At 62.4% G+C, this 25,608-nt stretch carries 19 protein-coding genes, 2 tRNA genes and 1 riboswitch; of the genes, 10 read left to right on the forward strand and 11 right to left on the reverse strand.

Annotated features, from left to right (window positions below; all coding sequences use genetic code 11):
* Positions 1 to 18 precede the first annotated feature (18 nt).
* The 3 genes from J8I26_RS17830 (at position 19) to J8I26_RS17840 (ending at position 1,906) form a co-directional block, all read left to right on the forward strand.
* Positions 19 to 95, forward strand: a tRNA-Gln gene (locus J8I26_RS17830).
* Positions 96 to 219: 124 nt separating this feature from the next.
* A complete protein-coding gene (locus J8I26_RS17835) occupies positions 220 to 1,170 on the forward strand; it encodes a ribose-phosphate pyrophosphokinase (RefSeq protein WP_079218223.1) in 951 nt (316 codons plus the stop codon).
* A gap of 127 nt (positions 1,171 to 1,297) precedes the next feature.
* Complete coding sequence (locus tag J8I26_RS17840; protein WP_209608453.1) at positions 1,298 to 1,906, forward strand: 50S ribosomal protein L25/general stress protein Ctc; 609 nt, start codon at positions 1,298 to 1,300, stop codon at positions 1,904 to 1,906.
* A 138-nt stretch (positions 1,907 to 2,044) separates the two neighbouring features.
* On the opposite strand, the gene J8I26_RS17845 is transcribed toward J8I26_RS17840, so the two are convergent.
* From J8I26_RS17845 to J8I26_RS17870, 6 genes are all read right to left on the reverse strand, one after another.
* On the reverse strand, positions 2,045 to 3,841 hold the full coding sequence (locus J8I26_RS17845) for a M61 family metallopeptidase (protein ID WP_209608454.1): 1,797 nt from the start codon (positions 3,839 to 3,841) through the stop codon (positions 2,045 to 2,047).
* Positions 3,842 to 4,006: 165 nt separating this feature from the next.
* The gene (locus tag J8I26_RS17850; protein WP_209608455.1) at positions 4,007 to 5,470 is read right to left on the reverse strand and encodes a glutamate synthase subunit beta; all 1,464 of its coding nucleotides are present in this window, start codon (positions 5,468 to 5,470) and stop codon (positions 4,007 to 4,009) included.
* Between the two features lie 96 nt (positions 5,471 to 5,566).
* Entirely contained in the window at positions 5,567 to 10,243 is a 4,677-nt protein-coding gene (locus J8I26_RS17855; RefSeq protein WP_209608456.1) for a glutamate synthase-related protein, read from the reverse strand.
* A gap of 185 nt (positions 10,244 to 10,428) precedes the next feature.
* On the reverse strand, positions 10,429 to 11,160 hold the full coding sequence (locus J8I26_RS17860; RefSeq protein WP_209608457.1) for a transposase: 732 nt from the start codon (positions 11,158 to 11,160) through the stop codon (positions 10,429 to 10,431).
* 148 nt (positions 11,161 to 11,308) lie between these two features.
* Positions 11,309 to 12,274, reverse strand: coding sequence for a TerC family protein (locus tag J8I26_RS17865; protein WP_348635335.1), 966 nt, complete (start codon positions 12,272 to 12,274; stop codon positions 11,309 to 11,311).
* Positions 12,275 to 12,317: 43 nt separating this feature from the next.
* Positions 12,318 to 12,617, reverse strand: a complete 300-nt coding sequence (locus tag J8I26_RS17870; RefSeq protein ID WP_209608458.1) for a zf-TFIIB domain-containing protein — start codon at positions 12,615 to 12,617, stop codon at positions 12,318 to 12,320.
* Positions 12,618 to 12,772: 155 nt separating this feature from the next.
* Here J8I26_RS17870 and nhaR point away from each other — a divergent pair, with 155 nt between their 5' ends.
* Positions 12,773 to 13,687: a transcriptional activator NhaR gene (gene nhaR, locus J8I26_RS17875; RefSeq protein ID WP_209608459.1), complete on the forward strand. Its 915-nt coding sequence runs from the start codon at positions 12,773 to 12,775 to the stop codon at positions 13,685 to 13,687.
* 400 nt (positions 13,688 to 14,087) lie between these two features.
* Here the strand turns inward: nhaR and J8I26_RS17880 are convergent, their stop codons facing one another.
* Positions 14,088 to 14,951: a LysR substrate-binding domain-containing protein gene (locus tag J8I26_RS17880; RefSeq protein ID WP_209608460.1), complete on the reverse strand. Its 864-nt coding sequence runs from the start codon at positions 14,949 to 14,951 to the stop codon at positions 14,088 to 14,090.
* Between the two features lie 215 nt (positions 14,952 to 15,166).
* Between J8I26_RS17880 and J8I26_RS17885 the strand changes: the two genes are divergently transcribed.
* Positions 15,167 to 16,381: a YbfB/YjiJ family MFS transporter gene (locus J8I26_RS17885; protein ID WP_209608461.1), complete on the forward strand. Its 1,215-nt coding sequence runs from the start codon at positions 15,167 to 15,169 to the stop codon at positions 16,379 to 16,381.
* Between the two features lie 77 nt (positions 16,382 to 16,458).
* On the opposite strand, the gene J8I26_RS17890 is transcribed toward J8I26_RS17885, so the two are convergent.
* Positions 16,459 to 17,961 (reverse strand): AMP nucleosidase, encoded by a 1,503-nt coding sequence (locus tag J8I26_RS17890; RefSeq protein ID WP_209608571.1) that lies wholly within the window; start codon positions 17,959 to 17,961, stop codon positions 16,459 to 16,461.
* Positions 17,962 to 18,451: 490 nt separating this feature from the next.
* On the opposite strand from J8I26_RS17890, the gene J8I26_RS17895 reads away from it, so the two are divergent.
* Positions 18,452 to 19,519, forward strand: coding sequence for a type II asparaginase (locus tag J8I26_RS17895; protein ID WP_209608462.1), 1,068 nt, complete (start codon positions 18,452 to 18,454; stop codon positions 19,517 to 19,519).
* 130 nt (positions 19,520 to 19,649) lie between these two features.
* On the opposite strand, the gene J8I26_RS17900 is transcribed toward J8I26_RS17895, so the two are convergent.
* Positions 19,650 to 20,225, reverse strand: a complete 576-nt coding sequence (locus J8I26_RS17900; RefSeq protein ID WP_209608463.1) for a TMEM165/GDT1 family protein — start codon at positions 20,223 to 20,225, stop codon at positions 19,650 to 19,652.
* A gap of 9 nt (positions 20,226 to 20,234) precedes the next feature.
* A riboswitch (yybP-ykoY riboswitch) is annotated at positions 20,235 to 20,410 on the reverse strand.
* Positions 20,411 to 20,620: 210 nt separating this feature from the next.
* Between J8I26_RS17900 and J8I26_RS17905 the strand changes: the two genes are divergently transcribed.
* From J8I26_RS17905 to J8I26_RS17920, 4 genes are all read left to right on the forward strand, one after another.
* The gene (locus J8I26_RS17905) at positions 20,621 to 22,246 is read left to right on the forward strand and encodes a glucan biosynthesis protein D (RefSeq protein ID WP_209608464.1); all 1,626 of its coding nucleotides are present in this window, start codon (positions 20,621 to 20,623) and stop codon (positions 22,244 to 22,246) included.
* Positions 22,247 to 22,307: 61 nt separating this feature from the next.
* Positions 22,308 to 22,384: transfer RNA gene (locus tag J8I26_RS17910), tRNA-Arg, on the forward strand.
* A 190-nt stretch (positions 22,385 to 22,574) separates the two neighbouring features.
* Positions 22,575 to 22,856, forward strand: coding sequence for a hypothetical protein (locus J8I26_RS17915; RefSeq protein WP_209608465.1), 282 nt, complete (start codon positions 22,575 to 22,577; stop codon positions 22,854 to 22,856).
* Positions 22,857 to 22,870: 14 nt separating this feature from the next.
* On the forward strand, positions 22,871 to 23,332 hold the full coding sequence (locus J8I26_RS17920) for a DUF1810 domain-containing protein (RefSeq protein WP_209608466.1): 462 nt from the start codon (positions 22,871 to 22,873) through the stop codon (positions 23,330 to 23,332).
* Positions 23,333 to 23,452: 120 nt separating this feature from the next.
* Here J8I26_RS17920 and ssb read toward each other — a convergent pair whose 3' ends face one another.
* A complete protein-coding gene (gene ssb / locus J8I26_RS17925; protein WP_209608467.1) occupies positions 23,453 to 23,980 on the reverse strand; it encodes a single-stranded DNA-binding protein in 528 nt (175 codons plus the stop codon).
* A 30-nt stretch (positions 23,981 to 24,010) separates the two neighbouring features.
* Complete coding sequence (locus J8I26_RS17930) at positions 24,011 to 25,252, reverse strand: MFS transporter (RefSeq protein WP_245200401.1); 1,242 nt, start codon at positions 25,250 to 25,252, stop codon at positions 24,011 to 24,013.
* Between the last annotated feature and the right edge of the window lie 356 nt (positions 25,253 to 25,608).

Consider the following 25,608-nt stretch of genomic DNA (forward strand, 5'->3'; position numbering starts at 1 on the left):
GCAGACAGCAGATTGCGTAGGGGAATCGCCAAGTTGGTTAAGGCACCGGATTTTGATTCCGGCATTCCAAGGTTCGACTCCTTGTTCCCCTGCCATTAAATTCAGGACCGGCCCTTCGGCCAGATGTCCAGTCAAAAAAATAAGCCGTCAATGTGAGACCAACAAGTCAAGCATTGTCGGCTTTTCGACTTTATAACGATTGTATTCAGGGATACCCACATGGCACTTGAAAACCTGATGGTTTTTACCGGCAACGCCAACCCGGAATTGGCGCGAGGCGTCGCTGACAAACTCGGTATCCCTCTGGGCAAGGCCAACGTTTCCAAGTTCTCCGACGGTGAAGTCATGGTCGAGATCAATGAAAACGTTCGCGGCAAAGACGTCTTCGTGCTGCAGTCCACCTGCGCGCCGACCAATGACAACCTGATGGAAATCATGATCATGGTCGACGCCCTCAAGCGCGCGTCGGCCGGTCGCATCACCGCCGCCATCCCCTACTTCGGTTATGCCCGCCAGGATCGCCGTCCGCGCTCCGCCCGTGTTGCCATTTCGGCCAAGGTCGTCGCCAACATGCTGCAGGAAGCCGGCGTCGAACGCGTCCTGATCATGGATCTGCACGCTGACCAGATCCAGGGCTTCTTCGATATTCCCGTCGACAACATCTACGCCTCGCCGATCCTGCTGGGCGACCTGGTGGCCAAGAACTACGACGACCTGCTGGTCGTGTCGCCCGACGTCGGCGGCGTGGTGCGCGCACGCGCGCTGGCCAAGCGCCTGGGCTGCGACCTGGCGATCATCGACAAGCGTCGTCCGAAGGCCAATGTTTCGGAAGTGATGAACATCATCGGTGAAGTCGAAGGCCGCAACTGCGTGATCATGGACGACATGGTCGACACCGCCGGCACCCTGACCAAGGCCGCCGAAGTGCTGAAGGAACGCGGCGCCAAGAAGGTGGTGGCGTACTGTACGCACCCGGTGCTGTCCGGCCCTGCCATCGACCGTATCAGCAATTCGCCGCTGGACGAGCTGGTGGTGACCGACACCATCCCGCTGTCGCCCGCCGCGCGCGCCTGCACCAAGGTCCGCCAACTGACCTGCGCAGACCTGCTGGCAGAGACCTTCAAGCGTATTACGAAGGGCGACTCCGTGATGTCGCTGTTCGCCGAGTAAGAATTTGCATTCGCCTCGCTGCAATCCTGCAGCGAGGTTTTTTCATATCCCCTGGTCGCGGGGGATATTTACTACGCCAGGCATACGTCGGCTCAACGACGCGCCCGGCCAACATTGGAGTTTTAAAATGAAAGTTATCGCCTTTCCGCGTAAAGAACAGGGCACCGGAGCGAGCCGCCGCCTGCGTCTGGCCGGCCAAACCCCCGGTATCGTCTACGGTGGCACCGCTGCTCCGCTGAACATCTCGCTGGACCACAACGCGCTGTACCACGCGCTGAAGAAGGAAACCTTCCACTCGTCCATCCTGGACCTGGAAATCGAAGGCAAGACCGAACAAGTGCTGCTGCGCGACTTCCAAGTCCACGCATACAAGCAACTGGTCCTGCACGTTGACTTCCAACGCGTCGATGCTTCGCAAAAGCTGCACACCAAGGTGCCCCTGCACTTCGTGAACGCTGAAGTTTCGCCGGCCGTCAAGCTGCACTCGGGCATCATCAGCCACGTGGCTGCTGAGCTGGACGTGACCTGCCTGCCGAAGAACCTGCCGGAATTCATCGAAGTCGACCTGTCCAAGCTGGACGTCGGTCAATCGATCCACCTGGCTGACCTGAAGCTGCCTAACGGCGTGACGGCCGTGACCCAGGAAAACCTGACCATCGCCACCGCCACCGTGCCGGCCGGTCAAGTGTCCGCTGAAGGCGAAGCTGCCGCCGGCGGCGCTGAAGAAGCCAAGTAATTCGCTTCCTCCCGCTTCAAATGAAAAACCCGCCTTCCGGCGGGTTTTTCTTTGGGCGCTCCAAACAGAAGAACTGATCGAGGAGCAGCACCGGGAACAGCGCCAGCACATCTTCGCCGACGCCACCCATTAGATCTATTACATCTTCAACCAGGACTCGCGCTGACGCACCAGCGCCGCCGGCTTGCCCAGCGCCGCCAGCTTGACCTGCGGCGCAACGTCGGCCTTGAGCTTGACGGAAAACTCCATCAGCTCATCGCGACGGAAAGCGTGCACACGCACGGTGTCGCTGACGCGGTAGCGCTCCAGCAAACCCTCCACGCCCGAGGCTGGCACCCGCAAGCCATCCAGCGCCACCAGCTTGTCGCCTGCCGACAGGCCGGCCTGCTGCGCCGGACCACCCTCATACGCCACCGCCAGCTTGGCGTCACCGCCGTCCTTGGTCACCCGTGCGCCCAGCCATGGCTTGGCATCCTTGTGCAACACAGCCTCGTAACCCACTCCGAACGCCGGCAACAGCTCGGCCAGCGGCACGTCCTCGGTGCCGCGGATGCAGCGCTCGAAGAAGCGCTTGAGATCGGCGCCGCTCAACTCCTCCATCAAGGCCAGGATGCCGTCTTCCGGCACGCCCTGCCCTTGGGCGCGGCCTTCGTAGAAGTCGCGTCCGTAGCGCTCCCACAGGCCGCGCATGACGTCGTCCAGCGAGCGACGGCCGCGGGTTTGCGCGCGGATCGTCAGGTCCAGGCCCAGCGCCACCAGCGAACCCTTGGTGTAGTAGCTGACGATGGCATTGGTGGCGTTCTCGTCCTGGCGGTAGTACTTCACCCAGGCGTCGAAGCTGGACTCGGCCACGCTTTGTTTCTTGCGGCCGCTGCCGCGCAGCACACCGGTAACGGTCTTGGACAGCAGCTTCAGGTAATTGTCGGTATCGATGACGCCGGTGCGCACCAGGAACAGGTCGTCGTAATAGCTGGTGAAGCCTTCGAACAGCCACAGCAGCGAGGTGTAATTCTCTTCGCGCAGGTCGTAGGGCGCGAACACCGCCGGCTTGATGCGTTTGACGTTCCAGGTGTGGAAGTATTCATGGCTGCACAGGCCGAGGAAGGTGCGGTAACCATCGGTCTGCTCCGGCTTGCCCTTGACCGGCAGGTCGGCGCGCGAGCAGATCAGCGCGGTCGAGGCGCGATGCTCCAGGCCGCCGTAGCCGTCGCCGACGGCCAGCGTCATGAAGACATAGCGCTGCATCGGCGCGCGCTTTTTCTTCGGCTCGAAGAACGCGATCTGCGCCTCGCAGATCTTCTTCAGGTCGTCGCACAGCCGCGCCATGTCGAGGTTGGGTACGCGGCCGGTAATCACCACGTCGTGCTGGGCGCCATGCGCCTTGAAGCTGGCCAGCGCGAAGTCGCCGATCTCGACCGGATGGTCGATCAGCTCATCGTAGTTTTGCGCGACGTAGGTGCCAAAGCCATAGCGCTTGGCTTTCAGCTCTGGCAAGGACGTCGCCACGCGCCAGCGCTTGAAGGCCTCGCCCTCGGGACGACGGATTTCCACCATCTGCTGGCCGCCCTCGAAACCATGCGCCGCCAGGAACACGCTGGTGCCGTTGAAGAAGCCGTGCGTCTGGTCCAGGTGCGCGGTGCGCACCGACAGGTCCCAGGCGTAGACCTGGTAGGACAGCGTCAGCGGACCCGCGCAGGGCGCCGCTTGCCAGGTGTGTTTGTCCAGCTTCTTCATCGCCACCTTGCGCCCGCCGGATTCGCCCTTGAGCTGCACGATGTTCTTGCCGAACTCGCGAATCATGTAGCTGCCCGGAATCCACGCCGGGAGTGAAAAGACCTGGCCGTCGGCCGCCGGTTGGTCGACCGTGACGGTGACGTCGTAGATGTGGGACGCGGGATCGAGGGAAGTGATGGTGTAGCGGATGGGGGTAGCCATGATGGATTCTGAACCTGTTTTTGCGTACCTGCTTTGCGCCTGGCTGGCGAATCCGTCCATTCTACTTGAGCGCTCCGCCGCGCGCGGGCGAAAAAAATCCCGGACAGACTTGCGTCAGCCCGGGTCCAGGTCAAATGAAGCTAAATCGTTATTGAGGCGTTGGAATCAGCGCGGCAGCAGCGACGCGCCCATCAGGAACTCGTCGACCGCGCGTGCGCACTGACGACCTTCGCGAATCGCCCACACCACCAGCGACTGGCCGCGGCGCATGTCGCCCGCTGCGAATACCTTGTCGACCGAGGTCTTGTAGCAGCCTTCGCCGTCGGTGGTGGCCTTGGCGTTGCCGCGCGCATCCTTCTCGACGCCGAAGGCTTCCAGCACCTGCGCCACCGGCGAGACGAAGCCCATGGCCAGCAGCACCAGATCAGCCTTGATCTCGAATTCCGAATCCGGTACTTCGACCATCTTGCCGTCCTTGAACTCGACGCGTGCGGCAATCAGCTTCTCGACCTTGCCGCCCTTGCCTTCCAGGCGCTTGGTGGTGACCGCGAAATCGCGTTCGCAACCTTCTTCGTGCGAGGACGAGGTGCGCAGCTTGATCGGCCAGTAGGGCCAGACCAGCGGCTTGTTCTCGGACTCCGGCGGTTGCGGCATCAGTTCGAACTGGGTCACGGCAGCGGCGCCGTGGCGGTTGGAGGTGCCCACGCAGTCGGAGCCGGTATCGCCGCCGCCGATCACCACCACGTTCTTGCCGGTGGCCATGATCTGGCTCTTGAGCTTGTCGCCGGCGTTGACCTTGTTCTGCTGCGGCAGGAAGTCCATCGCGAAATGCACGCCCTTCAGCTCACGACCCGGAACCGGCAGGTCACGCGGCGCTTCGGCGCCGCCGGAGATGATGATGGCGTCGAAGTCCTTTTGCAGCTGCTCGGGCGAGACGGTTTCCTTGGACCAGTTGTTGACGGTCTCGGGGAAATCCTTGCCGACGAACACGCCGGTGCGGAAGGTCACGCCTTCAGCCTTCATCTGCTCGACACGCAGGTCGATGTGCGACTTTTCCATCTTGAAGTCGGGGATGCCGTAACGCAGCAGGCCGCCGATGCGATCGTTCTTCTCGAACAGGGTCACGTCATGGCCGGCGCGCGCCAGCTGCTGGGCAGCGGCCATGCCGGCGGGACCGCCGCCGACCACGGCGACTTTCTTGCCGGTCTTGATGGCCGGCGGTTGCGGCACCACCCAGCCGTTTTCCCAGCCCTTGTCGATGATGAAGTGCTCGATCGACTTGATGCCCACGGCGTCGTTGTTGATGCCCAGGGTGCAGGCGGCTTCGCAAGGCGCCGGGCAGATGCGGCCGGTGAACTCGGGGAAGTTGTTGGTGGAATGCAGGGTGTCCAGCGCTTCCTTGTAGTTGCCGCGGTAGACCAGGTCATTCCAGTCGGGAATGATGTTGTTGACCGGGCAGCCGTTGTTGCAGAACGGAATGCCGCAATCCATGCAGCGCGCGCCCTGGATCTTGGCGTCGCCTTCGTTCAGATGGATGACGAATTCCTTGTAGTGCTTCAGACGCGCGGCAGGCGCTTCGCTGCCTTCTTTGAGGCGCGCATATTCCATGAAACCAGTTGCTTTTCCCATTTTCCTCTCACATTTCTCGCTAAGGATGCGGCGGGCGGCGATCCTGTCGCCACGCCCGCCGGCGTGCTTGATTGACTTGAAAAGTACGCGCCCTGATCAGGCTGCGACCTTCTCCTTCTTGGTTTCGGCAGCGGCGGCCAGTTCTGCCAGCGCGCGTTTGTATTCGGTCGGGAAGACCTTCACAAACTTGGCGCGCGAGGCCGCCCAGTTGTCCAGCAGGTAGCGCGCACGCGTGCTGCCGGTGTACTTGAAGTGCCGTTCAATCAAGCCGCGCAGGATGGCTTCGTCGGTCTGACGCACGCCGCCGCGGGCCAGGCTGTGCCAGATGTTGCGGCCCAGCTCGTGCTCTTGTTCGGTGTCGGCCAGGACCTTCTCCAGCGTCACCATGGCAGTGTTGCACTTGCCGGCGAAATCGCCTTCCGGGTCGTACACGTAGGCGATACCGCCCGACATGCCGGCTGCGAAGTTGCGGCCGGTGTTGCCCAGCACCACCACGGTGCCGCCGGTCATGTATTCGCAACCGTGGTCGCCGGTGCCTTCGACGACGGCGATGGCGCCCGAGTTACGCACGGCGAAACGCTCGCCGGCCACGCCGTTGATGAAGGCTTCGCCGGTGATGGCGCCGTACAGCACGGTGTTACCCGAGATCATGTTGTCCACGGCGCGGCCGCGGAACTCGGTGTTCGGACGCACGATGATGCGGCCGCCCGAGAGGCCCTTGCCGACGTAGTCGTTGCCTTCGCCGACCAGGTCCAGGGTCACGCCCTTGGCCAGGAACGCGCCGGCCGACTGGCCTGCGGTGCCCTGCAGCTGGATGTGGATGGTGTCGTCCGGCAGGCCTTCGTCGCCGTAGCGCTTGGCGACTTCGCCCGACAGCATGGCGCCGACGGTGCGGTTCAGGTTCTTGATCGGGGAGATGAAGGAAACCTTCTCGCCCTTTTCCAGCGCGATTTTCGCCTGCGCGATCAGCTTGTGATCCAGCGCCTTGTCCAGACCGTGGTCCTGGTTGTCGGTGTGATAGACCGGCAGGGTCGACTCGGGCTGGAAGAAGATGCGCGAGAAGTCCAGACCGCGCGCCTTCCAGTGTGCGATCGCCTTGGAACGATCCAGCAGGTCGGCGCGGCCGATCAGCTCGTCGAACTTGCGAATGCCCAGCTGGGCCATGATCTGGCGCGCTTCTTCAGCGATGAAGAAGAAGAAGTTGACCACGTGCTCGGGCTTGCCCGAGAACTTGGCGCGCAGCACCGGATCCTGGGTTGCCACGCCCACCGGGCAGGTGTTCAGGTGGCACTTGCGCATCATGATGCAGCCCTCGACCACCAGCGGTGCGGTGGCGAAGCCGAACTCGTCGGCGCCCAGCATGGCGCCGATGACGACGTCGCGGCCGGTCTTCATCTGGCCGTCGGCCTGCACGCGGATGCGGTTGCGCAGGCCGTTGAGCACCAGGGTCTGCTGGGTTTCAGCCAGGCCCAGTTCCCACGGCGAACCGGCGTGCTTGATCGAGGACAGCGGCGAGGCGCCGGTGCCGCCGTCATGGCCGGCGATCACGACGTGGTCGGACTTGGCCTTGGCCACGCCCGCAGCCACGGTGCCCACGCCCACTTCGGATACCAGCTTGACCGAGATCGAGGCGCGCGGATTGACGTTCTTCAGGTCGTGGATCAGCTGGGCCAGATCTTCGATCGAGTAGATGTCGTGGTGCGGCGGCGGCGAAATCAGGCCCACGCCCGGCACCGACACGCGCAGCTTGGCGATGTATTCGGAGACCTTGTGGCCCGGCAGCTGACCGCCTTCACCCGGCTTGGCGCCCTGCGCCATCTTGATCTGGATCTGGTCGGCCGAGATCAGGTATTCGGCGGACACGCCGAAACGGCCCGAGGCCACCTGCTTGATGCGCGAACGCAGCGAGTCGCCTTCTTGCAGCGGAATGTCGACTTCGATGTGCTCGCGGCCGATTTCCGAGGCCAGGGTCGCGCCCTGCTTGATGGGGATACCCTTCAACTCGTTGCGATAACGGTTGACGTCTTCGCCGCCTTCGCCGGTGTTGGACTTGCCGCCGATACGGTTCATCGCAATGGCCAGGGTGGCGTGCGCTTCGGTCGAGATCGAGCCCAGCGACATGGCGCCAGTGGCGAAACGCTTGACGATTTCCTTGGCCGGTTCCACTTCGTCGATGGAGATGGCGCGCGACGGATCGATCTTGAACTCGAACAGGCCGCGCAGCGTCATGTGGCGCTTGGACTGGTCGTTGATGATCTGTGCGTACTCTTTATAGGTGTTGTAGCTGTTCGAACGGGTCGAGTGCTGCAGCTTGGCGATCGCGTCGGGCGTCCACATGTGCTCTTCGCCGCGGATGCGGAAGGCGTACTCGCCGCCGGCGTCCAGCGCGTTGGCCAGCACCGGGTCGGTGCTGAAGGCCGCGGTGTGCAGGCGCAGCGCTTCTTCGGCCACTTCGAACACGCCGATGCCTTCGACGTTGGAAGCGGTGCCCTTGAAGTACTTGTCCACCAGCGCCTTGGACAGGCCGATGGCTTCGAAGATCTGCGCGCCGCAGTAGGACATGTAGGTCGAGATGCCCATCTTGGACATGACCTTCAGCAGGCCCTTGCCGACCGCCTTCTGGAAGTTGTAGATCGCCTTGTCGGAGGACAGCTCGCCCGGCAGGCCCTTGGCCATTTCGGACAGGGTATCCATCGCCAGGTAGGGGTGGATGGCTTCAGCGCCGTAACCCGCCAGCAGGGCGAAGTGGTGGGTCTCACGTGCCGAGCCGGTTTCCACCACCAGGCCGGTGGAGGTGCGCAGGCCCTTGCTGACCAGGTGCTGGTGGATCGCGGAAGTAGCCAGCAGCGCCGGGATAGGCAGCTGCTCGGCGCCAACCTTGCGATCCGAGATGATCAGGATGTTGTGGCCCGACTTGACGGCGTCCACGGCCTTGGCGCACAGCGATGCCAGGCGCGCTTCGATGCCTTCCTTGCCCCAGGCGACCGGATAGCAGATGTTCAGTTCATAGGACTTGAACTTGCCGCCACTGTGCGCGCTGATGTTGCGCAGCTTGGCGATGTCGTCGTAGTCCAGCACCGGCTGCGACACTTCCAGGCGCATTGGCGGGTTGATGTTGTTGGTGTCCAGCAGGTTGGGCTTGGGGCCGATGAACGACACCAGCGACATGACCAGCGCTTCGCGGATCGGGTCGATCGGCGGGTTGGTCACCTGCGCGAACAGCTGGCGGAAGTAGTTGTACAGGGTCTTGTTCTTGTTGGACATGACCGCCAGCGGCGAGTCGTTGCCCATGGAACCGATCGCTTCTTCACCGCCGGTGGCCATCGGCGCCATCAGGAACTTGATGTCTTCCTGGGTATAGCCGAACACCTGCTGCAGGTCCAGCAGCGACAGCTCGGACGCGGCCTGGCGCGGCTCGTTCTCGAGCTCGTCCAGCTTGACGCGCACCGAGTTGATCCACTGCTTGTAGGGCTTGGCGTTGGCGTAGGTGTCCTTCAGTTCCTTGTCGTCGATGATGCGGCCGGCGTCCAGGTCGATCAGGAACATCTTGCCCGGCTGCAGGCGCCACTTCTGGATGATCTTGGATTCGGGAATCGGCAGCACGCCCGATTCGGAGGCCATCACGACCAGGTCGTCGTCGGTGACGATATAGCGCGCCGGGCGCAGGCCGTTGCGGTCCAGCGTGCCGCCGATGTGGCGACCGTCGGTGAAGGCCAGCGCGGCCGGGCCGTCCCACGGCTCCATCATGGCGGCGTGGTATTCATAGAAGGCGCGACGGTTGTCGTCCATCGAGGTATGGTTTTCCCAGGCTTCGGGCACCATCATCATCATCGCCTGCGGCAGCGGATAGCCGGCCATGACCAGCAGTTCCAGCGCGTTGTCGAAGCTGGCGGTGTCGGACTGGCCTTCATAGATCAGCGGGAACAGCTTCTTCAGGTCCGAACCCAGCACGGCCGACTGCATCACGCCTTCGCGGGCGCGCATCCAGTTGAAGTTGCCCTTGACGGTGTTGATTTCGCCGTTGTGCGCGATCAGGCGGTACGGGTGGGCCAGCGGCCACTCGGGGAAGGTGTTGGTGGAGAAGCGCTGGTGCACCAGAGCCAGGGCCGAGACGCAGCGCTCGTCCTGCAGGTCCTTGTAGTACACGCCGACCTGGTCGGCCAGCAGCAGACCCTTGTAGACCACGGTGCGGGCCGACATCGAGGGCACGAAGAATTCCTTGCCGTGCAGCAGGTTCAACGCCTGGATGGCGTGGCCGGACGATTTGCGGATCACATACAGCTTGCGCTCCAGCGCATCGGTGACCATCACGTCCGGACCACGGCCGATGAAGATCTGACGGATCACCGGTTCTTTTTCGCGCACGGTGGGCGACATCGGCATGTCGGTGTCGACCGGCACGTCGCGCCAGCCCAGCACGATCTGGCCTTCGGCCAGCACGGCGCGTTCGATTTCCTGTTCGCAGGCGATGCGCGAGGCGTTTTCTTTCGGCAGGAACACCATGCCTACGCCATATTCGCCCGGCGGCGGCAGGTCCACACCCTGCTTGGCCATCTCTTCGCGGTAGTACTGGTCGGGAATCTGGATCAGGATACCCGCGCCGTCACCCATCAAGGGGTCGGCGCCGACGGCGCCCCGGTGGTCCAGGTTCTTCAGAATAAGCAAACCCTGGTCAACGATGGAATGTGATTTCTTGCCCTTGATATGGGCGATGAAACCGACGCCGCAGGCGTCATGTTCATTTGCTGGGTCGTAAAGGCCTTGCGCGTGCATAACGGTACTCCACCACATTGACAGTAAGGATTTGAAGAATAGTGCAGTGCACCCAATAGTTCAATGAAAATAATTAGGGTCTGAGTAAAATTAATTTCCCCAAGATTTTTAGGAAATTTCAATTAGGGACATAGTGGCAGGAGCCAATCTAAGTAATTGATTCTAAAAATATAAATTTTTAGCGCTTACTGTTCGCCATTGTCAGGCGCCATGCCGGCGCCCTGTTGCAACTTGGAAATTGCAGGCCGGCCACGCTTGGCCGGGCTCACCCGCCGACGCGTCTGACGCTCCAAGGCGGTCTTGAAATCGTCCGAACCCAGCGCCCACCCCTTGAGCGTGGCGTCGGTGATCATCGCCACCTCCTCCTGCGCCAGGGCCTCTTCCGTCAATTGCCGATAGGCAATTTCTCGGTCGAACGGCGTGTTGCCAATGGACCAATATTGCGGATGGTCAGTGATCAGGCCATCCTGCTTTGCGCCGATGTGATGCATGTAACTGGACCATGGGTACTCTCCCGGGGCAGCGGCCAGGCCGTTGCGCACCGGATTGAGTTCAATGTAGCGGCACACGGCCAGGAGATAAAGCTCGGCATCCAGCACCGTGGCGCGGTATCGCCCTTGCCACAAGGTGCCACCGCGGCTGTACTTCTGGTTGAAATAGGGTACGTAGTGCCGCCCTATCCACTGCATCATCCGTGCCAGGCCCTGCTCATCAACCGGCGTCGCCAGCAGGTGAAGATGGTCGGGCATCAGCACGTAGGCGTGGATGGCGACCTTGAACTGGCGCGAAGCTTCCTTTAGCCAGCCGAGGAAGGCCAGGTGATCGTCGCTGTCACGAAAGATCGCCAGCCCATCGTGGCCACGCTGGATGATGTGGTGAGGCTGGTTGGGAGCGACGAGGCGTGGAAGGCGGGCCATGGCTGATCAATGAAACCGGAGAAAGGGAGCGTCATTCTAATGCACTCCGTCCCTAATTAAACAAACCCTGCCTTTTTGGCATGCCCATAAAAAAACCGGCCGGATCGCTCCGGCCGGGTTCAAGGCCTCCACCACACTACATTCGAATTCAGGCGGTTTTCTTGTCCTTTGTCAGCGCCAGGCTCAGCACAATGGACACCAGCAGAATCGCGCCCACCACCGCCAGCGACCACAGCACCGGGATGTGGAACCAATAGGCCACCAACATCTTGATGCCCACAAACAGCAACACCAGGGCCAGGCCGTACTTCAGCAGGTGGAAGCGCTCAGCCGAGTCGGCCAGCAGGAAGTACAGCGCCCGCAGTCCCATGATCGCGAACATGTTCGACGTGAAGACGATGAACGGGTCCTTGGTGATCGCAAAGATCGCCGGGATGCTGTCGACCGCGAAGATCAGGTCGGACAGCTCGATCAGCAGCAGCACCAGCATCAGCGGCGTGAAATACTTGACGCCGTTTTGTATCGTGATGAACTTCTCGCCGTCATAGTCATGGCTGATGCGCAGGTGACTGCGCAGCCAGCGCAGCAAGGGGTTGTCGCCGAGGTCAGGCTCCTTGTCGGCAAAGATCAACATCTTCACGCCGGTGAACACCAGGAACGCGCCGAACACGTAGAGAATCCAGCTGAACTGCGCGATCAGCCAGGCGCCCAGGAGGATCATCACGGCACGCATCACGATCGCGCCGATCACGCCGTACAGCAACACGCGGCGCTGCATTTCGGCCGGCACGGCGAAGTAGCTGAAAATCATCAGGAACACGAAGATATTGTCGACCGACAGCGCCTTCTCGATCATGTAGCCGGAGAGGAATTCGGCGCCCTTCTGGTTGGCGAATTCGCGTCCCACGTTCGCATCCAGATACCACCACATGAGGCCTGCGAACAGCAGCGCCAGCGACACCCAGGCCAGCGACCAGCCCAGTGCCTCCTTGGGCGACACGCGGTGCGCGTGACGACCGCCCAGCGCGAACATGTCCAATGCCAGCATGCCCAGCACGAATACGATAAAGCCCGCCCACATGGGGCCGGTTGCGAAGCTCTCTACGCCGTTCACTTTTTACCTCTCCGGTTCTTTGTTTTTAATCGGTCACGCCGCGTCAGTCGAAATCGAAGATCTCGCCGAGGAAGCCCTTCTTCTTGCGCTTGTAATCATAGCCATGGCTGTCACGGTGATGGCCACTGTGACCATGACGTTGGTCATAGCCCTGCTGCACCGGCGGCGCCTGACGTTGCTGCGGGGCGCTCGTCGGGGCGACGCCGGCCGGCGAGCGCTCGATCAGCTTGTCGAGCTCACCGCGATCCAGCCAGACGCCGCGGCATTGCGGGCAGTAATCGATCTCGATGCCCTGGCGTTCCGAGATCAGCAGATTGGTCGATGTGCAGACGGGGCATTGCATCAGGCTTCTCCTTCATATCAGGTTGGCAAGCATCCGGGCATCCACGCTCAGGCGATGACGCGCCGGACAACAACGCCACTGTAGAAGAAACCGCGACTCATGAAAATTCGAATATTCTGAGATAATCCATCGGAAAAACCGATGATTCAAATTTCATGGCCGCACTCAACTACAAGCACCTGCATTACTTCTGGACCGTCGCCAAGGCCGGCGGCGTGGCGCGCGCCAGCGAGCGCCTGCACTTGACGGCGCAAACCGTCAGCGGCCAGATCGCCTTATTTGAAGAAAGTCTGGGCTACAAGCTGTTCACGCGCGTAGGGCGGCGGCTGGAGCTCAACGATGAAGGCCGCATGGTGTTCGATTACGCGGATCGCATTTTCACCATCGGCGAAGAGTTGGAAGAAGCGCTGCGCTTTCGCCCCGGCGCACGCACGCTGCAGCTGCGCGTGGGCGTGGCCGACGCAGTGCCCAAGGCGATCGCCTACCTGCTGCTGGAAAGCGCGCTGGCGATGGACGAGCCCATCCGCATCGTCTGCCGCGAAGGCAAGCTCGATGCGCTGCTGGCCGAACTGGCGATCCATCGCCTCGATATCGTCATCGCCGACAGCCCGATGCCGCCCAATGTCGACGTGCGGGGTTATCACCATTTGCTGGGCGAATGCGATACCGGATTCTTCGCCACTCCGGAACTGGCCAAGCGCTATAAAAAAGGATTCCCGCAAAGCCTGGATGGCGCGCCGTTCCTGATGCCGGGAGAGGATGCTGCCGTGCGTCCGCGGCTGTTGCGCTGGTTCGAGAAGGAGAAAATCCGCCCGCAGATCGCCGGCGAATTCGACGATGGCGCCCTACTGCTGGCTTTCGGCGATGCCGGCGCCGGCATCTTCGCCGCCCCGGCGGCGATCGCGGCCCAGATCAAGAGGCAATATGGGCTGGTGGAAATTGGCAAAACGGATGCCATCCGCGAACAGTTTTACGCGATCTCGGTGGAACGTCGCCTGACTCATCCCGCAGTGCTCGCCATCCAGTCGTCGGCACGCGACAATCTGGTGATCGGCAGCTCACGCGCGTGAGCGTTTTTGGCCGGTTCCTGACAACACGCTGAATTGCAACGATCACTACGCCATCCCCGCACAGGTGAGGTCATCCGACCAGCTTGAGAACGCGATCCCGGCACACGGGATCGGATTGGAGAAATGTACTCGCGCACATTTCGCCTATCCTCTCTTTCCCAGTACAGACAAGGCTTCCCGGCCGATAAACAAATGGACGACACAAAAGAAAAGCCCCACGTCCTTTGCAGTCCGTGGGGCAAATCCCATTCTCGGGGGGGAGAATGGAGGGGGAACTTCAATATAAAAAAATCGGTGTTGCGCCGCAGTGAATTTTACAAATTGTTACGCCGCCTTCATACCATCGCAGACCACACCTGACATCGCCATCAGCGACGCCTGAAAATCTGAATTCAATATATCAAACACTCGCCATAAGTAAAGAACGCAGGGCCGAGAAAGAGGCCGAATGTTGTTCGCGCCGACTGATGAGATAAGTCGTGATGCGACCATCCTTGCCAAGCGAATAAGAAGCGAAACCATGCGGCTCGGGTTGCATCCCGATCACCGAGCGCGGCACCACCGCCACCCCGGCACCCGCCGCCACACATGCCAGAATGGCATGATAAGACGCCAACTCCAGCGTGCGTCCCGGCCTGCGCCCCACGCCGGCGGCGGTGAACCAGGCCTCCGCGTGACGCCGGTAGGCGCATCCCTGCTCAAACACGATCAGGGTATCGAGCATCACATCCTCGGGGCTGCGCACGCGACGATGGCTTTTCGGCGTAACCAGCAGCAGCTCTTCCTTGAACAGCGGCGTGGCGTCGAACGCCGGATCATCGAACGGACCAGCCACCAGCGCAGCATCCAGTTTGAATTCACGCACTTGCGCCACCAGCATTTCAGTCGGCCCGGTCGACAACTCCAGCCGCACCTCCGGCCAACGCCGATGAAACTCCGCCAGCGGCGCCGGCAACCGGCTGGCCGCCGCGCTTTCCATCGAGCCGATCCGCAACCGTCCACGCGGGCTCTGCGGTGCCACGGCAGCGCGCGCCTCCTGCACCAGATCGAGAATGCGTTCGGCATAATCCAGCAGGGCCTCACCGGCGGCGGTCAATACCATACGCCGTCGGTCGCGCACGAACAAGGGCACGCCTATCGATTCCTCCAGCTGCTTGATGCGCGTGGTGACATTGGATTGCACGCGGTTAAGCCGCTCGGCGGCACGCGTGATGCCGCCCTCAGCCACCACGGTGCGAAAGATTTCCAGCTCGGCCAGTTCCATGCTTTCTCCACTGAGGGCGGCGCCCACGTTCTCAATTCAAGATCAAGTCATTCTTATTATTCATTTTTTCGAATGCTTGAAACACGATAGCATAGGAACCCTCCTCAATAAAAACTACCAGGCGCCATGAATTTTCCCAGCCGCCGGGGAAGCACGTCCAACTGCCCCGCCCTGTCAGGCCTCCTGCAACTATCTGCAGCGCCAGGAGCGCCCGCATGAACAATGTTTCCGCCGCACCGCAAACCCGCGCCATGGCGTGGAAGATCTGTCTGTCCGGCATGCTGGCCTTGTCGACAGCCATGGGCATTGGCCGTTTCGCCTTCACTCCTCTGCTACCAATGATGCTGCATGAAGGCAGCCTCAACTTGCAGATGGGCGGCTGGCTGGCTACCGCCAATTACCTCGGCTACTTCGCCGGCGCCATGCTATGCGCCTTCCATCGCAGCAACAAGCCGGTGCCGCTGATGCGCGCGGGCCTGGCCGCCACCATTCTCCTGACTCTGGGCATGGGCCTGCTGCACAACGAGGCGGTATGGCTGGGATTGCGTTTCATCTCCGGCATCGCCAGCGCCTATGTGTTTGTCTATACGGCCGGCTGGTGTTTGCAACAGCTCACGCAGCTGAAGCATCCGGAACTGGGGGGCGTGATCTTTTGCGGGCCCGGTATCGGCATCGCCGTCACCGGCCTGCTGACTGGCGCCATGGTTAACGCCGGCTGGCTGGCAGCTTGGGGCTGGATTTCCTTTGCCGCCATGGCGCTGATATTGACCGCACTGATCTGGAAGACCTTGAGTTTCGACACCGGCCGTGAGCATTCCCACACGACCGCGCACATTACTGACACGCATGAGGAGCCGTTGGAAACCAAGCTGGAGGTGCGCCAGCAAGTGATCGCCTACGGTATGGCCGGCTTCGGCTACATCATCACCGCGACCTTCCTGCCGGTGATTGCGCGTCAGGCGCTGCCGGGTTCGGCCTGGCCGGACTTCTTCTGGCCCATCTTCGGCGCGGGCGTTGCATTGGGTGCGTTCGGCGCCACCCGCCTGCCGGTGCATGGCGACCAGCGCATGCTGCTGGTGTGGTCCTACGTGATGCAGGCGGCGGGCGTGGCCTTGTCCATCGTGCTGCCCAACGCATTGGGCTTTGCCTTGAGCTGCCTGCTGCTAGGCTTGCCCTTTACCGCGATCACCCTGTTCGCCATGCGCGAAGCGCGACGTCTGCGCCACGAGCACGCCAGCAGCCTGATGGGCCTGATGACGGCGGCCTACGGCATCGGCCAGATTGCCGGCCCGCCGCTGGCCACCGCGCTGGTGCACAGCAGCGGCTCGTTCACGCCTTCGCTATGCATTGCCGTGCTGGCCTTGTTGCTGGGTGCATTCATGTACTACCGGCTGACCCTGAGCCACAAGCTGGAACAGCGCCCCGCATGATTCCTGCGCACGTTAAAAAGCCCGCTGCATGAACATGCAGCGGGCTTTTTGTTTGCGGGCGCGAAATCCCGGATGATTTAGCGGAACGCCGGCTCGGCGAAGCTGCGCAGCTTGCGGCTGTGCAGCTGTTCAATGCCGTTGTTGCGCAGCAGCTCCAGGGCGCGGATGCCGATCTGCAAATGCTGCTTCACTCGCTGCTCATAGAAGCTGTTGGCCATGCCGGGCAGCTTGATCTCGCCGTGCAGCGGTTTGTCGGACACACACAGCAAGGTGCCGTAAGGCACGCGGAAGCGGAAGCCGTTGGCGGCGACCGTGGCGCTTTCCATGTCCAGCGCGATGGCGCGGCTCTGCGAGAAGCGCAGCAGCGGCGTACGGTGGTCGCGCAGCTCCCAGTTGCGGTCATCCACCGAGGCGACGGTGCCGGTGCGCATGATGCGTTTCAGCTCATAACCTTCGAGCTGGGTGATGCTGGCCACCGCGTCCTGCAGCGCCAGCTGTACTTCGGCCAGCGCCGGGATCGGCACCCACAGCGGCAGGTCGTCGTCCAGCACATGGTCGTCGCGCACGTAGGCGTGAGCCAGCACGTAGTCCCCCATGCGCTGCGAGGCCGACAGGCCGGCGCAATGCCCCAGCATCAGCCAGCCGTGCGGACGCAGCACCGCGACGTGGTCGGTCACGGTCTTGGCGTTGGAGGGCCCCACGCCGATATTGACCAGCGTGATGCCGGTGCCGTCGGCGCGCTGCAGGTGGTATGCCGGCATCTGCGGCTGACGCGCCGGCGCGACGCCGGTCGACGACTGCGCGCGTCCGCCTTCCTGGTTGGCGCTGTAGGTCGTGACGTTGCCCGGCTCGACGAAGGCCGTGTACTGCTGGCGATAGGCGCGCTCGTTCGGATCGTCGGTGGCTTCCATCAGGCTGCGCCCAAGGCGCACGAACTCGTCGACGTAGAAGGCGTAGTTGGTGAACAGCACATAACGCTGGAACTGATCCGGCGAGGTCGCGGTGTAGTGGCGCAGACGGTGCAGCGAATAGTCGATGCGCGGCCCGGTGAACAGCGCCAGCGGATGCACGCCGTCGCGCCATGCGCCGTTGTCTGCTTCATACGTACCGTTGGCGATGCGGTCGTCCATGGCCGCGAGATCGGGCAGGTCAAACAGGTCGGGCAAGGTCCGCAGGTGCTCGGGATCCAGACTACCCTCGACGTGAATCCCCTCGGGGAAGGCGAAATGCACCGGAATCGGCAACTCGCTCACGCCCACTTCCAGCGGCACCTGATGGTTCTGCAGCACCAGCTTGAACTGGCTCAGCAGGTAGTTGTGGAACAGCGCCGGACGCGTGATCGTGGTCTGGTAGCAACCGGGGCCGGCGACGAAACCGAAGGACTGGCGCGTATCGGTGTGGGTCGCCTTCTCGGTGGTGATGCGCACGAAGGGATAGCAGGCGCGCACGCGCTGCTCCAGGGCTTCGTTGGAAGAGAACTTGCGAAAGGCGTCGCGCAGGATGGACGTGTTGTGTTCGTAGATTTCCAGGACGCGCGCGTAAGCGGCTTCGGGGTCGGTGAATTTTTCTGTGGCAAACATCATTTTCTCCGTCATTGGCGCGCACGGCACAAGCTCGACAAGATGCGCCGCGTACGACTTGCCGACCAACGTCGGCCATTGAACATTCCTTGTATGCAATGCCATCTTACCCGAGTCGGGAGGGCTTCACGATCACCGCATCAGCACGGTCTATTGCTTGCTTCCTTCGCTTTGCGCCGTGTCGCATCGGTGCTATCTTCTGGATTCTGCCTTGCCATTTTTCCTTTGGCTCCAAAGCCGGAAACAATGGATCCAAATTGCGAGCAAAGAGTGTAATTTTCGCTCCGCAATGGTGCCTCAACGGCTCATCCGGGTGCACCCAATCCCAGTGGCGGTGCAGCATTCCCATGGCGTAAAAAAAGCTTTGATCGCAACGCGAGCGAGTGCTATCTTGGTCGCGCTCCGCAGCCTGCCGCTCACGCCCGCATGACGTGCGCGACGGATGCATCCGAGCCATAACAACTACCAATCCACACGTACAGAGGCACACATGCTCATCAAGAAATTCTTCGGCCAGATGCTGGTCCTGCTCTGCCTGGCGGCAGCAGCAAGCGCACAAGCGCAGAACCTCCCCAACGTCGTCATCCTGGCGACCGGCGGCACCATCGCCGGCACCGGCGCCACCAGCACCACCACCGTCGGCTACACCGCCGCCAAGGTTGGCGTGGATGCGCTGATCGCCGCCGTTCCCGAGCTGAAGAAGGTCGCCAACGTGCGCGGCGAGCAGACCATGCAGATCGCCAGCGAAAACATGAACAACGACGCCTGGCTGAAACTGGCCAAGCGCGTGAACACGCTGCTGGCGCAAAGCGACGTGGACGGCATCGTGATCACCCACGGCACCGACACCATTGAAGAAACCGCTTACTTCCTGGACCTGGTGGTCAAGAGCAAGAAGCCGGTGGTGATCGTCGGTGCGATGCGCCCGTCGACCGCCATCAGCGCCGACGGCCCGATCAACCTGTACAACGCGGTGCTGCTGGCCGGCTCCAAGGAAGCCATCGGCAAGGGCGTGCTGGTCACCCTGAACGACCAGATCAACGCCGGTCGCGAAGTCACCAAGACCAACACCTCCACGCTGGATACCTTCAAGACGCCGGAACTGGGCTACCTGGGTTACATCCAGGGCAGCAAGCCGTTCTTCTATCGCCAGTCGACCCGCAAGAACACGGCTGACACGCCGTTTGACGTCTCCAACCTGGACAAGCTGCCGCAAGTCGACATCGTCTACGGCTACGCCAACATGAACCCGATCGCACTGAACGCCTTCGTGGCCGCCGGCGCACAGGGCATCATCCACGCCGGCGTGGGTGACGGCAGCCTGAACAACACCGTGGTGCCATCGCTGACCGAAGCACGCAAGAAGGGCATCGTGATCGTGCGCTCGAGCCGCGTCGGACAGGGCATCGTGGCGCGCAACGGCGAAGCGGACGACGACAAGCTGGACTTCGTGGTCTCCGACACCCTGAACGCGCAAAAGGCCCGCATCCTGCTGATGCTGGCGCTGACCAAGACCACCGACACCAAGGAAATCCAGAAGATGTTCTGGGAATACTGATCCGCGACGCGGCGCGCCATTGCATCATCGGCGCCGCCCCGCGGTCAGCATGAAAAAAGCCCGCTGCATGCAGCGGGCTTTTTCTTTGCGCGTCGGATTTTCCGGATGCGCATCCGGCAATTCCGCCGGGTCAGAACCCCAGCGACTCGCCCGCCCCCAGCAAGGTGGCCACGCCAAGGATGGCGAAAATCGCCGAGGCAATGGCATGCACCACGCGCACCGGGATCTTGCCGGCGATACGGTCGCCCAACACCACCGCCGGTACGTTGGCGATCATCATGCCCAGCGTGGTGCCGGCCACCACCGGCACGAAGGCGTGGTACTGCGCGGCCAGCGCCACGGTGGCGACCTGCGTCTTGTCGCCCATCTCGGCCAGGAAGAAGGTCAGCAAGGTGGTGCCGAAGACGCCGAAGCGGCCGAACTTGGCCTCGCTCTCATCGAACTTGTCGGGAATCAAAGTCCACACCGCCATTGCGATGAAAGAAATGCCCAGCACCCAGCGCAAAACCTCCGGGGACACCAGCGAGGTGATCCACGCGCCGAGCGCGCCAGCGAAGGCATGGTTGGCGATGGTCGCGACCAAGACGCCGAAGATGATGGGAACGGGCTTGCGGAATTTGGCGGCCAGGATGAAGGCCAGCAGCTGGGTTTTGTCGCCGATCTCGGCGAGTGCGACGATGCCTGTGGAAACAAGGAATGCATCCATTGGGTTTTCTCTCCATGGCCGGACACGGACGAATGACCACGCGCGCTCTCCGGCCATTCCAGAGGCAACGTGGTCAAAGGTCTTGTCAAGCTGTTGGAACCGCCCGCGCCATGATCTGTGGATCAAGTATGTTGACGCGGGCCCCTCCTCAGGGTGGAAGGCGACTACTCCCCAATGACGGGCCGGATTGTACCGGCTTTGCCCGGATGCGTCCACGTGCAGCGGCAGCACATTGCCGCAAAGACATCGCCGGCGATCCCCGGCGGAACCATCGCCGCACGCCGCGACTCTGTAGAAGACACGGCTGAGCATCGCCGGCCGTCCACGGCCACCGGGCCGGATCATCAGAGCCCGCCTCGGCCGCCCATCGTCCACACCTTGTTCCGAGTCCGCCCATGCCTGATCGTCGCCGTTTCCTCGCCTCCGCCACCGCAGCCGCCGCGCTTGCCGCGTTGGGAATTCCCCCGGAAGCGCTGGCGGCCGCGCGCATGAAGATGGGATCGGCCGAACGCTTTTCCTTCGAGGCCCTGATCGCCCGCGCGCGCGACATGGCGAAGACGCCTTATCGCCCGTACGACAAGGCGTCGCGCGAGATCCTCGACCAGATCGACTACGAGGCGCACGGCAAGATCAAATTCAACACCGACTACGCGCCCTTCGCTGACGGCCCGGGACAGTTTCCGCTGACCTTCTTCCACCTCGGAAAATTCTTCCGGGTGCCGGTGCGCATGTTCGTGCTGGACGGCGCGGGAGACAGCTCGCCTGGCGCCACGCGCGCGCGTGAAATCCTCTACGACGACCATTACTTCGACATGCCGGCCGACAGCCCCGCGCACCAGCTGCCGCCGGGCAGCGGCTTTGCGGGCTTTCGCTTCCAGGAAAGCCGGCGGGCCGACCAGCAGAAAAAGGACTGGCGCAAGAACGACTGGGTCGCCTTCCTCGGTGCCTCGTATTTCCGCGCCATCGGCGACCTATACCAGTACGGCCTGTCGGCGCGCGGCATCGCCATCGACGTGGCCGAAGCTGGCAAGCAGGAGGAATTCCCCGACTTCACGCAATTCTTCTTCGAACCCGCCGCGCCCGGCAGCGACACCGTGGTGGTCTACGCCCTTCTGGAAGGCCCCAGCGTGACCGGCGCCTACAAGTTCACGATGCGCCGCGCCCGAGGCGTGACGATGGAGATCGACAAATCGCTGTTCCTGCGCCGCGACGTCGCGCGCCTGGGCCTGGCGCCGGCCACCTCGATGTACTGGTTCTCGGAAACCGTCAAGGGCGCCGGCGTTGACTGGCGCCCGGAGGTGCATGACTCCGACGGACTGGCCATCTGGGGCGGCAACGGCGAACACATCTGGCGCCCGCTCAACAACCCGCCGCGCACCATGGCCTCATCCTTCGCCGACAGCGACCTGCGCGGCTTCGGCCTGCTGCAGCGCGACCGCGACTTCGACCATTACCAGGACGGCGTGCTCTATGACCGCCGGCCCAGCCTGTGGGTGGAGCCGCTGGAAGGCTGGGGCGACGGCGCGGTGCAGCTGATCGAGCTGCGCACCGACGACGAAATCCACGACAACATCGTCGCCATGTGGGTACCCAAGGCCCGGGCAAGCGCCGGGTCGGCCTATCGTCTGCGCTACCGGCTCTACTGGCAAAAGGACGAACCCTTCCCTTCGTCGCTGGCGCGCTGCGTGGCCACGCGCCTGGGCAACGGCGGCCAGCCCGGCCAGCCGCGTCCGCCCAACGTGCGCAAGTTCATGGTGGAGTTCAAGGGCGCGCCGCTGGAAAAACTCCCCTACGGCGCCAGGCCCGAGGCCGTCCTGAGCGCCTCGCGCGGCAGCTTCTCCTATGTCTTTACCGAACCGGTGCCCAACGGCGTGCCCGGCCACTGGCGCGCCCAGTTCGACCTGACGGTGGAGGGCGAGGAGCCGGTCGACCTGCGCCTGTTCCTGCGCGAACAGGGCCAGGCGCTGTCAGAGACCTGGCTGTTCCAGTACCACCCGTTCAGGACGAGCCCGGTCTATTGATGGGCTCGAATAAAAAAGATTTGCATATTTTGAAAACCGCTATATAATCTCGCTCCTTAACGCGGCTGTAGCTCAGCTGGATAGAGTACTTGGCTACGAACCAAGGGGTCGTGGGTTCGATTCCTGCCAGCCGCACCAGATATAAAGGGTCCATCGCAAGATGGGCCCTTTTGTCTTTCTGGCGTCCGCTTGCGCCGCATCCTATCTCCCTCCGGCTCATCCGCTTATCCTGCCCTCGCCGACGCCGCATTGCGTCATTGTCCGACATTGAAAAGCCGCCCATCGTGGCGATAATGAAGTTTCATTCCCTCATCTCACAGGAGCGGCGATGCAAACCAAATCGATGTTCATGCTGGCACTGGGCTCACTGGCCTTGGCAGCCCTGGCCAAACCCGCCATGCGCAAGGCCGACGCCATCATCCGCCGCCAGCGCGGCGAAACCCTCTCCGGCCTCCCCCTGACCATGGGCGAGCAAGATATGCAGGCAGTTGCACAGGAAAGTAGCGTGGTAGCCGACGGCACCCAGTCTCACACGCCCGAGGCGGCGCGCCCGCCCCTGATGGCGGCCCAGCGCAAGGATGGCGACTTTGCGCCGCCGGTAGGCGCGTGAATGCCGCGGCGGTGATGAACGATCCCTATTCGCTGCAACGTTTCGTTGGCGCACAAGCACCTCTCTTTGACGACGTGGTGGACGAACTGCGCGCCGGCGCCAAGCGCAGCCACTGGATGTGGTTCATCTTCCCGCAAATCGCCGGCCTGGGCCATAGCGACACGGCGCGCCATTTCGCCCTGCGCTCGCTGGGCGAAGCCCAGGCATACCTGCGCCACCCGGTGCTCGGCCCACGGCTAATCGAATGCACGCGGCTGGTGCTGGAGATGCACAAGACAAGGCCGCAGCGCACGCTGCGTGAGCTCTTCGGCACGCCCGACGACCTGAAATTCCACTCCTCGATGACGCTGTTCGCCGAGGCCGCTCCGGAACAACCGGAGTTCCCGGCCGCGCTGGCGCTTTATTTCGACGCCCAGCCTGACCGCGCCACGCTGCGGCTGCTGGTGGAAAAGCAGGGCGTGCATCTCGACCACTGAGCCAGGCCCCGTTGCCCGCACATCGCCAGCCGTATAGGCAATAAAAAACCCGCGGACATGTCCACGGGTTTTCTTTTATCCGCGCCGGGAACGGCGCGCTCATCCAGAGCGACGTACGGATCAGAACGGAATATCGTCGTCCATGTCCGAGAAGTTCGGCGCCGGGCGCTGGGCCGGTTGCTGACGCGGAGCGCCGCCGCCCATGCCGCCACCACCACCGCCGGCGTTCTGGCGCGAAGCGCCGCCGCCGTAACCACCACCACCACCGCCACCGCCGTAGCTGCCTTCATCCATCGCCCCGCCGCCGCCACCCTGGCGGCCGCCCAGCATCTGCATAGTGTCGGCGATGATTTCAGTGGTATAGCGCTCGACGCCTTCCTTGTCCTGCCACTTGCGGGTCTGCAGGCGGCCTTCAACGTAGATCTGCGAGCCCTTCTTCAGGTACTGACCTGCGATCTCGGCCAGCTTGCGGTAGAAGGTGATGCGGTGCCATTCGGTGAGTTCTTTCTTCTCGCCGCTGTTCTTGTCCTTCCAGCTTTCGGTCGTGGCGACGGCGATGTTGGTGACCGCTTCGCCGTTCGGCATATAGCGCGTTTCCGGATCGCGTCCGAGGTTGCCGACGATGATGACTTTGTTGACCGATGCCATTGTTTCTCCTGGATTACTTTCTGAATACGATTAAGCAGTTGCACCCGCCGCACGGGCTGCGCGCCGCGGCAGGTTTTTCATGTTAGCCGCGATTATAAGCCAGGACAGGCTCACCGCCGCACAGAGAAGGAAGACTGCCGAGATGCTCACATTCTGTTTAAGCCAGCCGCCCAGGGCGCCGCCGCAGAACAGGCCGAGCGCCTGCAGGGTGTTGTAGACGCCCAGCGCCGAGCCCTTGGCCGCCGGCGGCGCGATGCGCGACACCAGCGAGGGCTGCGACGCCTCCAGGATATTAAAGGCCACGAAGAACAGGAACAGCAGCGCCACCAGCATCCACCAGTGCACCACGCCTTGCGAGAGGACCGCCCAGAAGCCCAGCTGCACCAGCAGCAGCAGGACAATGGAAGCGACGAACACCTGCTTCATGCGACCGTGCTTCTCGGCCACGAACACCGGCGGCAGCATCAGCACGAAGGAAGCCAGCACCACCGGCAGGTAGATCTTCCAGTGCTCGTCCACGGCGATGCCGGAATACTGCACCAGCGCGCCGGGCAGCACCACGAACATGGCCAGCTGGGTCATGTGCAGTGTAAAGACGCCGAAATTCAGGCGCATCAGCTCGGCATTGCGCAGCACCTCGCCCAGCGGCACACGCCTGGCCTGGGCCATGGGCGCGTCCGGCACCAGCCACAGCACGGCGGCGATAGCCAGAATGGACAGCACGCCGGTCAGGCCGAAAATGCCGCCCATGCCGATCAGGCGATACAGCACCGGCGAAGCCACCAGCGAGACGGCGAAGGTCAGGCCGATCGAGGCGCCGACCATGGCCATGGCCTTGGTGCGGTGTTCTTCCCGGGTCGAGTCGGCGATGAAGGCGGTGATGGCGGCCGAGATCGCGCCAGCCCCCTGGACGGCGCGGCCGACGATCACCCAAGTCACGCTAGGCGCAGCGGCGGCGATGAACGAGCCCAGCGCGAACAGCACCAGGCCGATGACGATGATGCGCTTGCGGCCGTACTTGTCGGAGGCCATGCCGAAAGGAATCTGGCCGAACGATTGCGCCAGGCCGTAGATGCCCATCGCCAGTCCGACCAAGGCTGCGTTGTCGCCGCCCGGCAAACCCTTGGCATAGACCGCGAACACTGGAAGGATCAGAAACAGCCCCAGCATGCGCAGGGCGAAGATGGATGCCAGCGATGCCGAAGCGCGTACTTCGGCGCGCGACATGCCGGATTTTTCAGGCTGTGCGGATGAGCTTAAGGACTGGGTCATGACGAAATGGCGGCCGCGCAATCTGTATGTGCGCGCTGGCTGTGGAACAAAGACGCTATGGTACCAGCAACGGCTCGCGCCTCATGCTGTGGGAGGCAATACCGGCCATGCGCATTCGTGGATTTCCATGTGCTGTATCAAGCCAACACTTCACTTCGTATTTCGATGATTTTTTGTGGCGACTTTCCAAAAACGGCGTTTGTTTATAAAGAATTATGCAAAAATACTTGGCTGCTCATTTTTCTGCTTAACCTATAAAAGCCTCTGGGACGCGACATCTACTCGCATTTCCCAAAAGCAATAACCATCGCCTGGAAAAAGACAGCAACCACTCAGTGTGTTTAGGGGATCCAGGG

Source organism: Herbaspirillum sp. LeCh32-8 (assembly GCF_017814915.1).
In the GTDB taxonomy this organism is placed as follows: Bacteria; Pseudomonadota; Gammaproteobacteria; order Burkholderiales; family Burkholderiaceae_D; genus Herbaspirillum.